The 13,145-nt window shown below is 35.3% G+C and carries 11 protein-coding genes and 1 tRNA gene; 7 read left to right on the top strand and 5 right to left on the bottom strand.

Annotated elements, in window-relative coordinates; all coding sequences use genetic code 11:
• Positions 1 to 205 precede the first annotated feature (205 nt).
• From ABL518_RS02185 to ABL518_RS02165, 5 genes are all read left to right on the top strand, one after another.
• Entirely contained in the window at positions 206 to 1,153 is a 948-nt protein-coding gene (locus tag ABL518_RS02185) for a hypothetical protein (protein WP_070356716.1), read from the top strand.
• A 63-nt stretch (positions 1,154 to 1,216) separates the two neighbouring features.
• Positions 1,217 to 1,294 (top strand) — tRNA-Arg (locus ABL518_RS02180).
• Positions 1,295 to 1,376: 82 nt separating this feature from the next.
• A complete protein-coding gene (gene dnaJ, locus ABL518_RS02175) occupies positions 1,377 to 2,495 on the top strand; it encodes a molecular chaperone DnaJ (protein ID WP_012673045.1) in 1,119 nt (372 codons plus the stop codon).
• Positions 2,496 to 2,704: 209 nt separating this feature from the next.
• On the top strand, positions 2,705 to 4,339 hold the full coding sequence (locus ABL518_RS02170; RefSeq protein WP_038198529.1) for a ribonuclease J: 1,635 nt from the start codon (positions 2,705 to 2,707) through the stop codon (positions 4,337 to 4,339).
• A gap of 5 nt (positions 4,340 to 4,344) precedes the next feature.
• Positions 4,345 to 5,607 (top strand): Tol-Pal system protein TolB, encoded by a 1,263-nt coding sequence (locus tag ABL518_RS02165; RefSeq protein WP_006279726.1) that lies wholly within the window; start codon positions 4,345 to 4,347, stop codon positions 5,605 to 5,607.
• A 41-nt stretch (positions 5,608 to 5,648) separates the two neighbouring features.
• Here ABL518_RS02165 and gatC read toward each other — a convergent pair whose 3' ends face one another.
• The 3 genes from gatC to ABL518_RS02150 all read right to left on the bottom strand — a co-directional run bounded on the left by gatC (position 5,649) and on the right by ABL518_RS02150 (position 8,088).
• Complete coding sequence (gatC, locus tag ABL518_RS02160) at positions 5,649 to 6,002, bottom strand: Asp-tRNA(Asn)/Glu-tRNA(Gln) amidotransferase subunit GatC (RefSeq protein WP_010962323.1); 354 nt, start codon at positions 6,000 to 6,002, stop codon at positions 5,649 to 5,651.
• On the bottom strand, positions 5,992 to 6,918 hold the full coding sequence (locus ABL518_RS02155) for a ribose-phosphate diphosphokinase (RefSeq protein WP_010962322.1): 927 nt from the start codon (positions 6,916 to 6,918) through the stop codon (positions 5,992 to 5,994). Before ABL518_RS02155 ends, gatC begins: the two co-directional genes overlap by 11 nt.
• A gap of 303 nt (positions 6,919 to 7,221) precedes the next feature.
• Complete coding sequence (locus tag ABL518_RS02150; RefSeq protein ID WP_006280296.1) at positions 7,222 to 8,088, bottom strand: ankyrin repeat domain-containing protein; 867 nt, start codon at positions 8,086 to 8,088, stop codon at positions 7,222 to 7,224.
• Positions 8,089 to 8,501: 413 nt separating this feature from the next.
• Between ABL518_RS02150 and ABL518_RS02145 the strand changes: the two genes are divergently transcribed.
• Together ABL518_RS02145 and ABL518_RS02140 are read left to right on the top strand one after the other, a co-directional pair.
• Positions 8,502 to 9,287, top strand: coding sequence for a hypothetical protein (locus tag ABL518_RS02145; protein ID WP_251371778.1), 786 nt, complete (start codon positions 8,502 to 8,504; stop codon positions 9,285 to 9,287).
• A gap of 368 nt (positions 9,288 to 9,655) precedes the next feature.
• Positions 9,656 to 9,904 carry a hypothetical protein gene (locus tag ABL518_RS02140; RefSeq protein WP_010082664.1) on the top strand — a complete coding sequence of 83 codons (249 nt, stop codon included), beginning with the start codon at positions 9,656 to 9,658 and terminating at the stop codon, positions 9,902 to 9,904.
• A gap of 628 nt (positions 9,905 to 10,532) precedes the next feature.
• Here the strand turns inward: ABL518_RS02140 and purD are convergent.
• Together purD and serS are read right to left on the bottom strand one after the other, a co-directional pair.
• Entirely contained in the window at positions 10,533 to 11,804 is a 1,272-nt protein-coding gene (purD, locus tag ABL518_RS02135) for a phosphoribosylamine--glycine ligase (RefSeq protein WP_095742610.1), read from the bottom strand.
• A gap of 34 nt (positions 11,805 to 11,838) precedes the next feature.
• Positions 11,839 to 13,116 carry a serine--tRNA ligase gene (serS, locus tag ABL518_RS02130; RefSeq protein WP_038198549.1) on the bottom strand — a complete coding sequence of 426 codons (1,278 nt, stop codon included), beginning with the start codon at positions 13,114 to 13,116 and terminating at the stop codon, positions 11,839 to 11,841.
• Between the last annotated feature and the right edge of the window lie 29 nt (positions 13,117 to 13,145).

Here is a 13,145-nt window from a genome sequence, read left to right as displayed (position 1 = left end):
TTTTCAGGGCTTTTTTAGCTCGGCAGTGGTCTGAAAAGTCCATTTTTCACTTTATAAAATGTTTATATTTTACCACCTACTTTATTTGAATAAGTTCTTCTGCCACACTCTGAACGGATACTTGAATCAGGCTCAAGTTGACAAGTAGATGTTATCTTGTTATAATAAATATTTATTAATTTAATCTTAACTTAAGAGGGTATTTATGGTAGCAAGTGATAGTGTTTTAAAAAGGTATGCGTTAGCCTATATAAAGAAATTAGGTAATAATAATAATATTGAAGGGTTTCTACAGTATTGTAATAATACACCGAATTTAACTTGGAGCAAGGAGAATTTTAAAAATGTGTATGAAGAATTTACACATCCAAATTCAAGCAATAGGCACGATACAGGAAGCAGAAATGATCAATATAACGCAGGGAATAACGCACAACCTACAGGCTCTCAGATTACACATATACATGTACACAATAGAGGTTTAGACTTTTGGGATTATTTGCTATTACAATGCTGGATGGATTCTTTATTCGGTGGACGTGGTCACACTACGGTTAATAATATAACGAATATTAACAATGGTAATACCACTCATCAAGGGAGAAAAGAGAATAAAAAAGAATCAGAAGACAGTAGAAAGCTATTAGCTTTGGGTATAGTAGCTGCAGTTGTGTGTGTTGCTTTCCATGCTGGTATGTGTTTTTGGTATAACAGCAGCAGAAAAGTGGCTAGAAAAGAAGAAAAAATAGATTACCTGGATAGTAAATTTAAAACGTTCAGAAATATAGAATTTGCGGTTGGCGTTGTTTCTTTGGCAGCTTTGGTAGCTTGTGCTGTTTACCCAGTCTTACCAGTGTGGGGTTTAGCTATCCTTGGCGTTAATTCTCTCGTATGTTTTGCTGGTGGTTTAGCTTTTCATATGAAGCATGAGGAAGAATTAGAAAATATCGAGAAAGCTAAAGGAGCGGTAGATAGCTGTCTTAGACAAGGGCATGGTTATGGAGATTCTTCTCGTTATGATGCACCACCTCCTTACTTTTCTCAAGATCCTAATACTACTCCAACTGCTCCTCCTTGTAGTGAATTTGATAATTCTAATGCGAAACGGCAGTTTGAGAATTGTGAGGGGTTCACGTATGATAGAAATCAATAGTTTTATTTTTAGCCAAATTAATTGAATCAAGCTACAAAACCTGCTAAAGTTAACTTTGTGAAAGCACCCTTAGCTCAGTTGGATTAGAGCATTTGACTACGGATCAAAAGGTCGGGCGTTCAAGTCGCTCAGGGTGCACCACATTTTATAGGAAACAGAAGTCACACTTGAAATTAATATATGTAATACCTATCTTTAAAGGTTAAGCACTAAACTATTGTATATGAGCAAAAAAGACTACTATGATCTGCTGGAAGTAGGCAGAAATGCCAGTATTGATGAGATAAAAAAAGCGTATAAAAAATTAGCATTAAAATATCATCCTGATAGAAATCCTGGCAATCAAGAAGCAGAGGAAAAATTTAAAGAAGTAACAGCTGCATATGAAGTTCTGTCTGACTCTGAGAAAAGGGCAGGCTATGACCGTTATGGCCACGAAGGTGCTTCTGGTGGATTTCAAGGCTTTAGCTCTGCAGGAGATTTTAGCGACATATTCAATGACTTCTTTGGTGGAGGATTCGGTGGTGGTGCAAGTAGATCGAGAGCAAAAAGAAGTACAACAGGAGTATCTGGAGCAGACCTACGTTATGATCTTGAAATTACCTTAGAAGATGCATTTAAAGGAATACAAGCGCCTATACATTATGTGACAAATGTAAAATGTGATACATGCCAAGGCACAGGTGGCGAAGGAGCAATTAAACCAGTTCAGTGCCACACATGCCAGGGAAGCGGTAGGATTAGAACTCAACAAGGCTTTTTTACCATCGAAAGAACATGTACTACATGCTATGGGGAAGGAGAAATAATACAAAACAAATGTAAGAAATGTGGTGGAAGTGGACGTAGAAGAGATGAAGTAAATATATCCGTTTCAATTCCAAAAGGCATAGAAGAAGGAGCTAAGGTAAGGATAAGTGGTAAAGGAGAAGCTGGAACAAAAGGTGGAAAAAGTGGAGATTTATACGTATACGTGAAAATAATTTTCCATAAAATCTTTGCTAGAAATAAAGCAGATTTACACTGTAAAGTGCCTATAAGAATGACACTAGCAGTGCTTGGTGGTGAAATCGATATTCAATCAATTGATGGAGCTAAAATAAAAGTAAAGGTCCCTGAAGGCACTCAAACTGGTACCAAACTACGTTGTAGGGAAAAGGGTATGCCATATATGAACTCACATGCTCGTGGTGATTTATACGTACAGGTAATAGTTGAGACTTTAAATCCAAAAAATTTAACTAAAAAGCAAATTGAACTATTAAAAGCGCTTGAAGAAGAGGAAAATGCAAGTGTACAACAGCAATCTGAAGGGTTTTTTAGTAAAGTAAAAAAAAAATAAGAAATCTGCTAAATGACATTAAAGGAGTAACTGTTTACGGGTTTTCATTTAATCCTGCAATTCTTTGACCTTATTAATGGAAAACTTAACAATAGTGTTATTATTAGCCAACAGAAACTTCTTAGTTCCTTAAAACTATGTAAAAGCAATAAATTTCTTTATTTAAGGTCGAAGTTTTGCTATTCTCAGGTTTTAATAATTTAAATTTAATGAATATAAACAAAAATGAGTTTTTATTTCTTCCGCTTGGGGGAGTAGGAAGAATCGGGATGAATGTTAGCCTATATCATTACCAAGGTAAGTGGATTATGATCGACCTTGGTGTTGGTTTTGCAGATGAAACTATGCCAGGTGTTGAGCTGCTCATTGCTGATATAGATTTTATTGCTCAAAGAAAAAAAGATTTACTTGGAATAATAATTACACATGCACATGAGGACCACTGCGGTGCAGTGCCCCACTTGTGGGAAGAGTTGCAGTGCTCCATATATACAACAAAGTTTACGGTTAATTTTCTTAAAGAGAAACTAAAAGAATTTCGATTGGAAGGTATAGTGCCTGTGAAAGAGGTAGACATAAATGGCAGCATAAATTTGGGTCCTTTTACCGTCGAGTTTATAAATGTAACTCATTCAATTCCTGAGGCAAATTCAATATTAATTAGCACTGAAATGGGTAGTGCACTCCATACCGGAGACTGGAAATTTGATCCAAAACCTGTTGTTGGATTAACTTCTAATATGGAGCGTCTAAAAGAAATTGGCGATAAAGGTGACCTGCTTGCAGCAATTTGCGATTCAACCAATATATTAAGCAAGCATCACCCTGAGTCAGAAGGTGAAATTTATAATAATATTTATAACATAATAAAGCGGTCTAAAAAATTAGTTGCTGTTTCGCTATTCGCTTCAAATGTGGCACGAATTGAAACGATAAGCCAAGCTGCAAAAGCACTAAATAGAAAAGTAGTTTTACTTGGTAGATCTTTATGGAGAATAGTGAAAGTTGCGCAAGATAGTGGTTATTTAACTGATTCTCCTCAGTTTCTTGAAGCAAAGGAAGCAGTAAATTTTCCAAGGGAAGAACTGGTGCTACTTTGCACAGGTTGTCAAGGTGAGCCACTGGCAGCTACCGCAAGACTTGCTGCTAAGAGTCATCAAGCATTTAAAATGCAGCAAGGTGATACCATGATCTTTTCGTCAAAAATCATTCCTGGAAATGAAACTCGTGCGCACAACATGCTCAATGCCTTTATTGAGATGGGGGTAGAAGTTATTACTGAAAAAACAGAGCATGTTCATGCTTCTGGGCATCCAACAAGAGAAGAGCTAAAGGAAATGTATTCTTTAATAAAACCGAAGATGTCTATTCCAGTTCACGGCGAATATATTCACACGCATGCACATGTAAAATTTGCTAAAGAGTGCGGTGTGGCAAAAGCAATAATGATTGCACCAGGTGATATTGTTAATTTGGAGAACGGAGGAAAGGTTGATTCAATTGATGTTGACTACTTTGGTATTGATGGTATGTTGCTACGTCATCCGGAGAGCAGTGTTATAAAAATGCGTAAAAGAATGAGAGATGCCGGAGTTATTGTGGTAACAGCAGTTGTAAACAAGAAAAATAAATTGCTTGCTAAACCAAAAGTATTTGTACCTGGTGTTTTTGAAGTGCTAGAAGATGCAGCTACCATACAGAAAATTGTCAAGAAAGTTGAGTCGTTGTTTAGTTTGCAGCCAACAAAAAAAATTAAAAATAAGATTGAAAGTTCAATATTGAGTATCTTAAAGGAATATTTACTAAAAAGGCCTATAATTGAGGTTCAGATAGAACAGGTATGAAATGAATGAAGCTATTCGTTCATCTGGTGTTATTTATTTCGTTATTTATTCCTTATTTTACAAAAGCTGCTTTATATGTTGATATAAAAAAAAGCAGTGTTGGTAACATTGGTCTTGTTGTATCTAAATGTACATGTAAAACAGCGTTGGAAAGCGAATTAAGCGAAAATATTGCAAAGGTAATAGGAACAAATTTATCTAATTGTGGCTTATTTAATGTAAAACGTGGCGCGGAAGCTGAATCTAAATCTTGGAAAAGCGATACTGTAGTCACAGTAAGTTTAAGCGAAATATCTGGTAGTGCATTAGAGCTATCATTTCGTTTATTTGACGCTTTTACAAAAAGAGAATTACTTACTCAGTCAGTTGTTTTTCCAGCAAAAGACTGGAGAAAAATTGGTCACCTCGTTTCGGATGTGATACATGATAGATTAATTGGTGAGAAAGGGCACTTCAACACAAAAATCACGTATATCGCTGAAGAAAAAGATAGCAACTACAAATCTGTGCGTAAAATTGCTGTGATGAATCAAGATGGAAGTAATATAAAATACTTAACAAATGGCGATAGATTTGTGTCAACACCGAGATTCTCACCAAATGGAAAGGGTATTGTTTATATCTCGTACGCAAATGGTAAAAGTTATATAATATTAAAAAATTTAAAAGATAACACTGAATCAATAATCAGCGCATTTGAAGGAGTTGTTTCTGCACCAAGATTTTCTCCCGATGGTAAATCTCTTTTAATTTCCCACTCATTGGGTGGTGAAACGAATATATTATCTTTGGATTTAAGTAGTAAACGAACAAAAAAAATTACTAAAGGTTCAGCTATAAGCACTTCTCCCTCTTTTTCTCCAGATCAAAAGTATATGGCTTTTAGTTCTGATATAAGTGGGAGTCAGCAACTGTACGTTATCGATTTTACTAACAAAAGTAAAAAACCTAAAAGAATTAGTTTTGGAAGTGGAAGATATGCTACGCCTGTTTGGTCGCCAAAAGGAGATCTGATAGCTTTTACAAAGATTCAGTCAGGAAAATTTTACATAGGAGTTATGAAGCCAGATGGCAAAGAAGAACGTCTGCTTTCAGAGGGGCATAAAATTGAATCCCCGGCATGGTTACCAAATGGTAGAGAAATCATTTTTACAAGAACAGAATCACCAAGCAACTCTAAACTATATTTAGTAGACTTAGTAAAGAAAAATCAAAAAATGGTTTCCACTCCCACAAATGCTTCTTTACCGGATTGGTCTTATTTTTGAAAGTAGATCTATTATAGATTTGATATGAGCCTTATTTTACTTTAATTGCTTATAACCTTTGGCACTACGAAATACCCATGCTCAGGTTTTGTATTGGACAATATCTCTTTTTTAATGTTTTGAGAATTTATAACATCATCGCGTACATGAATGTCCTTGTCTATGCTGCCATAACGCATAGGAGAAACACCTTCAGTATTAACTTGCAATAAAGTATCATGTATCCAATCCAGCATTGTCAGTTCTTTGGAGTAGTGATCAATCTCGTCATTTGATAACTTAATCCTTACAAGCTGTGCAATTTTAAGCATTTCTTCTTTGGTAATTGTTATTTTTCTCTTATTTGCAAATTCTATTAGTGAAGTAATAACGTCTTCTGTTGACTTAGCTGGCATCTTTACCTCCTTGGATAAAGTGAGTTAAAATATCTACGACCGAAACAACTTCTATTTTACCAGTTTTTTCAAATTTGTGAAGTATGGTATCCGTAATCACTAATTTATCTAAAGAAGAGGAAGAAATTTTCTCAACTGCACTTCCTGAAAGCACGCCATGTGTGATGCATGAAATTACGGACTTTGCTCCGTGGCCTTTTAAAGCAAGAGCTGCATTACACAATGTTCCACCAGAGTCAACTATATCATCAACAATGACACAATTTTTATTTGCAACTTCTCCTATTATGTTCATTACTTGAGATGTGCCTGCTTTCTCCCTATATTTATCTACTACAATAATCTTATCATTTAACCCTATCTTGTACTTTTCCTCTAAAGTCTTTGCAAAAGCACGTGCTCTGCCAATTGCTCCAACATCAGGTGCAACAATTGCCAAATTTTCTGTGTGTATAGAGTCAACAAATGCTTCAAAGCAGTTCAAATTAGTTATCGGTACATCAAAGAATCCTTCAATTTGACTTGAGTGCAAATCAATAACTGCAACGCTACTTGCACCTGCAGTTTGAATAAGATTTGCAACTAATTTGGCACTTAAAGCAGACTGCACATTATTGTTCTTGATAATTCTATCTTGCCTGCTATATCCATAATAAGGGATAATTACTACTATCCTTTTGGCTCCTAATCTATTTACTGCATCAATTATAAGCAGAAGCTCCATAAGATTATCATTCACAGGGGGAGAAAGAGATTGTATTATATATACTTCTTGATTATATAGATCATTTGCTACTTCTACATTTACCTCACCATCGGTAAACTTTGATATCCAAGCAGAGGATGGTTGAACATCTAGCCGGTTAACTACTGATTCCCCTAATTCCTTACTAGCATTACCTATTATTATCTTCATAACGCACTAATTGAGTTTTTAAGATTATACAGAAATTGTGAAATAATTGAAATGTAAGTGTCTTTATCTAGCATTCTTGTCGGTGAATTAGATACCTCTTGTACAATGACCTGTCATTTTCACGCGTTGTTTCAATATATAGACCCAAATTGAAACAACTATACAAAATCCTGCTTATGTTTCAAGATAAATGACTTTAATGAAATATAATTTATCTAGTCATTTGTATCTGCTAACATACTACACTTCCCATTGTAGAGCCTCTGCAACTTACTGAAATTTATAATCGCTTTATAAAAAGCTTTATACTCTTTGCTTAATTGGAGGCGCTACCTCTGCACTTTCTGCTCTGTCTAGGGTGCTACTTGGTTTTTCTGCAGTAATTTTTTGAATGCTACCATCTACCTTATTCTTGATATCTGCTCCATATGATCTTAATACTTCAATAGCTTTCTCGTTTCCACTATTCAGCGCAATATCCAAAGCATCCATTCCATCATTATTTTTGTGGTTGATAAAATTCTCTAACTCAAAGATTTTTATATATTGCTCAATGATGAATTCTACCACTTTTCCAGGGCAATTATTAGCGGCAGGAAAGAGTACTGCATTGTTATTATTGTCTTTCTTTGTTACATCTGCTTTGAGCTTGTCTATCAAATACTTGATAATTTCTATTCTGCTATCATCTTCTGCTTCAGTGCACTGCCTAGCAGCTAAAAACAGAGCTGTTCGCCCATTATTGTCCACATCTTCAATATCTTGTCCCTTATCAATTAAGGCTTGTATTATATTTTTGTTCCCATATAAAGCAGCAAAGTGAAGAGGAGTATACCCTTCGGTACTTTCTCTTTCATTAATCAATGCACCATGGCTAGCTAGTAATTCTATAAATTCTGGCGTATTTGCAAAAACTGCAAAGTGCATTGGTGTTAGATCATCTTTACCATGATTTTGAGTTTTTGCATTAACGTTTGCTCCATTTTTTATCAGCAATTTTGCTATTTCTAATTGTTTGCGTCCGATGGCAATATGCAGTGGCGTACGATTGCGTTCATAATGATCATTGACGTTTGTGCCACATTTTATTAGTAGTTCTGCAGCTTCAATATTACCTTCCTGAATTGCAACGTATAAGGAAGCATATCCATCTTTTGTTTCCTCTGTCATACGAAATTGCAAACATGTTAGTTCATATATTATTAAGGATTATTATTAAGTTTTTATTAATACAATATTAATGTAGCGGGATGACGAGCTTATCGTCATCCCGCCGCGAACCGTCATACCACTGCGAACCGTCATACCGCCGCGGTATCTCTAGATCCCGCTAACAAGCAGCGGGATGACGGTTTTTCAAATTATCGTAAGTCAGTTTAGCTATAGCTACAAGTTTCATTCTTCCCTTACAAATAACTTTACTGCGTCCTTTTTTCGGATTCAGAATTAGCAAGAAACGTTCTTGTAAGGTGGTCTACTAAAATTTTGCTTTATAAAACAATGTCTGAACTATGCAATTAATACATTATCAACACAACTGATTCATAAAAGCAAATATTATAACCACGAAGAGAGAAAATGTTATGCTTAGTTTAATAAGAAAGACCTTGAGAAAAAAAATGACTCATCAGGTAAACGATTCGAAATTGAAAGAGAAAGATGAAAAAAGTATTTTAAAATTAGCATCAAAAATAGAAGGCAAAAAAAGTAGCATTGCTGAAGAACTAGAAAAAATATCTGAAAAGGAAAAACAAAGGATTCTTACTACGGAAGTAAGTAAACATCGGGGTAAAGAATCAACTATTATATCACTTGCTTATGCTATACTACGTAAAGATAGTATAGCTGTTGAGAAAATGTTAAGAGTAGCTAAAGAAAACGGTATTCTGAAAGACATTCTTGACGCAACAACAACTATAAAATATCCAGGTGGTCAGGAAGAAACTTGCACACCACTTACTTATGCCATATTATGTAAAAATAGCAAAACTATTGAAGAAACTTTAAAAGTCTCTAAAGAAAACGGTATTCTGAAAGATATTCTTAACGCAACAACAACTATAAAATATCCAGATGGTCGGAGAGCAACTGTTACACCACTTGCTTATGCTATACTATATGAAGATAGTATAGCTATTGAAGAAATTTTAAAAGTCTCTAAGGAGAACGGTATTCTGAAAGATATTCTTAACACAACAGCAACTATAAGATATCCAGATGGTCAGGAAGAAACTTGCACACCACTTGCTTATGCTATACTACGTAAAGATAGTATAGCTGTTGAGAAAATGTTAAGAGTAGCTAAAGAAAACGGTATTCTGAAAGACATTCTTAACACAACAATAACCATAAAAATAATCAAAAAGTAACTGATAAGTTACTTGCCGCATTACATGATCGCAAAGTTATTCAAAAAATTTTAGACATAGCTAGAGAAAATGATATTCTGAAAGACATTCTTAATGCAACAATAACTATAAAATATCCAGATAGTGAAGAAAAAATCTACACACCACTTACTTATACAATATCATGTAAAAGCAACGAAGCTTTTAATACAACAAGAGCTATAAATCAAGATGGTCAGGAAAAAACTCACATCCCATTTCCTACCCTTGATAAAAGAGAAACTGAATTAAAATTAAAAGAAAAAAGACAAAGTAGAAGAGATGAGGGATTAAATTTTAACAATGGTAGTAGTGACAAAAATGTTGAAATAAAAGTTAATGGGGATATCTTGTTGCAGCATAGTAGTGGAATTGAAAATGAAATAAATCATACTGCTGTACGTAATGATGTAAGGGGGGTAAAGCCTCTAATAGAAAGTAGAGTAAATGTTAAAGTACAGAATATAAATGCAGTGATTGCAACTTCTGTGACACTTGAGTTGGTAGCTAGTAAAATAACATGTGTACTGTCAAAACCCACCACTAAATTGGAAGAAGTAGCTATAACATATTTTCAAGGTTTAGCACTATATTTGTGAAACTTAATTTATATGTGCTAAACAAGATGCTGATTAGTTTTATAGCTAACCCAAGAAAGGTTTCCCTACGTCATACCGCCGCGGTATCTCTAGATCCCGCTGCGGGATGACGATTGTCGTTTAGCCATAAATATTTAAGAAATTTACCAAATGAAAAAAAAGGCAAAAGAAGCCCTGGGGTTATTATCTGCTTTAAAATATTGGCGTTTTTTATGTTTTAAACGCTTGACAAGCAAGATTTAGCTGCTTTTAATTGCAACTCACCTATGCTGCAAATGTTTAAGAAATTTACCAAGCAGAAAAAAAGACAAAGAATCCCCGAGTTAGCTAGTCTTTTACTATCTCTGTCAAGTATTGGCATTTTTTGATGTCTTGTAACGCTTTATAAGCGCGTTCAGCTTATTTAGATAAAAATCTAGATGTAGATGAAGTTTTGTAAAGACATACAGTATCTATATACTGCAAAAAATTAAACATAAGACGCCGATACATTAAGTAATCCTTACCTTTTAATCTGCAGATTGGCGAAAGCAAATACAATAGCTTCAGTTTCATGATAAGGGGGCTGGCGGAGTTTGTCAAGGAAGTTTTTCGTTTCTATGAACCACCTGCTAACCGACAGCTAACATTAACTACCGATATCGTATCTGAAGAAGCCCCCTGGCCATTCTAAAAAATTTAATGCTGAGTACACCTTACTTTTGGCTTCCTCTATAGTGCTCCCTTCTGCTACTATATTTAGCACTCTTCCGCCATCGGAAACTAAGTTACCACTTTCATCGAATTTAGTACCAGCATGAAACACCAACACACCAGGAATGCTTTCAATCTTATCTAATCCTTTAATTACTTCTCCCTTTTGATAATCACCCGGATAGCCTTTACTTGCAACAACTACACAAACTGTAGATTTGTTGTTAAGTTCCACCATTTTGACATTTAACTTTCCTTCTGCAACTGACAACATCAATTTTAACAAATCGCAATTTGAATCAAATCTAGGTAATATAGATTGCGTTTCTGGATCACCGAATCTAACGTTATACTCGAGAAGTTTTGGGCTATCTTTGCAAATCATTAAACCAGCAAAGAGTACTCCTTTATAAGACGTACCCATGTTAACCAATGCTTGAGCTGTAGGGTATATTATTTTTTGGATAATTTTTTGCTCCATGTCCTTACTTATAATTGAAGGTGATGAGTACGACCCCATACCTCCAGTATTTTGGCTTTCATTACTTTCATCAACTCTCTTATAATCTTTTGCACACCCAAGAGTTACTACTTTCAACCCATCAATAAGAGCAAAAAAACTTACTTCTTCTCCAACTAAAAACTCTTCTATGATTATTTCTTCACCTGATTCACCAAATTTTTTCTCCACTAGCATTGAATTTATTGCTGAAAAAGCTTCGCTTTCTGTATTACATATAACCACCCCTTTTCCTGCTGCAATTCCATTTGCTTTCACTACAAGTGGAAACTTTATTTTATTGCTACGTACAAAATCTTTAGCTAACCCTTCATCAACAAAACACTCGTACTTGGCAGTTGGTATACCATATCGCTTACACAGTCCCTTGGTGAAAGACTTCGATCCCTCAAGTTTTGCAGTTGCTTGACTTGGAGCAAAAACATTTATTCCCTCTGCAACTAAATCATCAGCAAGCCCATCAATTATTGGTTGTTCTGGACTAATAACAACCAACTCTATATTTTCTCTCTTGCAAAATTGTGTAACATCCACTGAATTTTGAATATTTACATCCACAAGAGCCCCAAGATCTTTCATAGCTTGGCGACCAGGAGTTACATATAACTCAGTCAAGATAGGAGATTTTTTTAGAGCCCAAAGTAGAGCGTGCTCACGCCCACCAGAACCTATAACCAGAACCTTCATCTTTATTTCCTCGCTTTTCTATATGTCAAAATTATTATTTGCTTATAACAGTATCATTACTCATGTATTTTTGCAACACGTTTGGTATTGCAATCGACCCGTCAGAATTTTGATAATTCTCCATTATGGCAATAATCGTTCTTCCTATAGCTAAAGCTGAGCCGTTTAAAGTGTGAATATATTTTTTCATCTTTTTATCAGTTTCTGAAGAGTATTTAGCGTTCATCCTTCTTGCTTGAAATGCACCACAATTTGAGCAGCTTGATATTTCTCTATATTTATTTTGCCCAGGTAACCATACCTCTATGTCATAAGTCCTTTGTGCAGCAAAACCCATATCGCCACTGCAAAGCAGCATTACTCTGTATGGCAATTCTAATTTTTTTAATATCTCTTCAGCAACACTCGTCATACGCTCAAGCTCATCATTTGATTGGTCTTCAGTTGTGATGCTTACCAACTCCACTTTACCAAATTGGTGTTGCCTTATCATGCCCCTGGTATCGCGACCTGCACTACCTGCTTCTTTACGAAAGCACTCCGAATATGCAGTAAAGCGAATAGGCAGTTCTTTTTCTTCCATTATTTTGTCAGCAACTAAATTTGTTAAAAACACTTCACTTGTGGGAATCAACCTCAATTCGTCGGTAGTTAAATACGAATCGTCAGAAAATTTCGGTAGCTGACCAACATTATACATAGCTTCGTTTTTCACCAAAGCCGGGTGGTACACCTCAGTATAGCCAAATTCATTAACATGCATTTCAAGCATACAATTTATTAGCGCTCGTCCAAGCTTAGCTAACTGTCCTTTTAATATCGTAAATCTTGATCCGGAAATTCTCGCCGCTTGTTCGAAGTCCATTAAACCTAATTTTTCTCCGAGTTCATAATGAGATTCTGGTACAAAATCAAACTGTCTTTTTCCTCCATATCTTCTCACCTCTAAATTAGAGTTCTCATCTGCGCCTATTGGCACATCTTGCGCAGGAATATTCGGCAAGTTAGATAAAACATTCACTAACTTATCCTTTTCTGCTTGTTCTTTTAAGCTGATTGCCTCTATCTCATTTGTGATGCTTTTTGACAACTCTATTTGCTCTTCACAGGGGCTCTTGCTCATTTTAAGCTTTTTTATTTCCTCTGTGATTTCATTGCGCTGCCTATTCAAATCCTGCAGTTTAGTGGTTAATGATCTTTTCTCGTGATCGATTTCTAATATCTCTTCCGCAGTAGATTCTCTAATTCCCCTGCTTTTCATTGCCTTTTCAAATCCTTCAGGGTTTTTGCGTATATATTCTATATCGTGCATATATTGTGCTATTACTAACATTGTTACTG

This window comes from Wolbachia endosymbiont of Drosophila willistoni, assembly GCF_040084705.1.
In the GTDB taxonomy this organism is placed as follows: domain Bacteria; phylum Pseudomonadota; class Alphaproteobacteria; order Rickettsiales; family Anaplasmataceae; genus Wolbachia; species Wolbachia pipientis.
This window is presented reverse-complemented; position numbering and strand designations above follow the sequence as displayed.

Bases quoted from the DNA above. Each gene is read 5' to 3' on its own strand.
- dnaJ (WP_012673045.1), top strand. From the start codon at position 1,377: ATGAGCAAAAAAGACTACTATGATCTGCTGGAAGTAGGCAGAAATGCC.
- purD (WP_095742610.1), bottom strand. From the start codon at position 11,804: ATGAAGGTTCTGGTTATAGGTTCTGGTGGGCGTGAGCACGCTCTACTT.
- ABL518_RS02145 (WP_251371778.1), top strand. From the start codon at position 8,502: ATGCTTAGTTTAATAAGAAAGACCTTGAGAAAAAAAATGACTCATCAG.
- gatC (WP_010962323.1), bottom strand. From the start codon at position 6,002: ATGCCAGCTAAGTCAACAGAAGACGTTATTACTTCACTAATAGAATTT.
- ABL518_RS02185 (WP_070356716.1), top strand. From the start codon at position 206: ATGGTAGCAAGTGATAGTGTTTTAAAAAGGTATGCGTTAGCCTATATA.
- ABL518_RS02155 (WP_010962322.1), bottom strand. From the start codon at position 6,918: ATGAAGATAATAATAGGTAATGCTAGTAAGGAATTAGGGGAATCAGTA.
- ABL518_RS02150 (WP_006280296.1), bottom strand. From the start codon at position 8,088: ATGACAGAGGAAACAAAAGATGGATATGCTTCCTTATACGTTGCAATT.
- ABL518_RS02170 (WP_038198529.1), top strand. From the start codon at position 2,705: ATGAATATAAACAAAAATGAGTTTTTATTTCTTCCGCTTGGGGGAGTA.
- ABL518_RS02165 (WP_006279726.1), top strand. From the start codon at position 4,345: ATGAAGCTATTCGTTCATCTGGTGTTATTTATTTCGTTATTTATTCCT.
- serS (WP_038198549.1), bottom strand. From the start codon at position 13,116: ATGCACGATATAGAATATATACGCAAAAACCCTGAAGGATTTGAAAAG.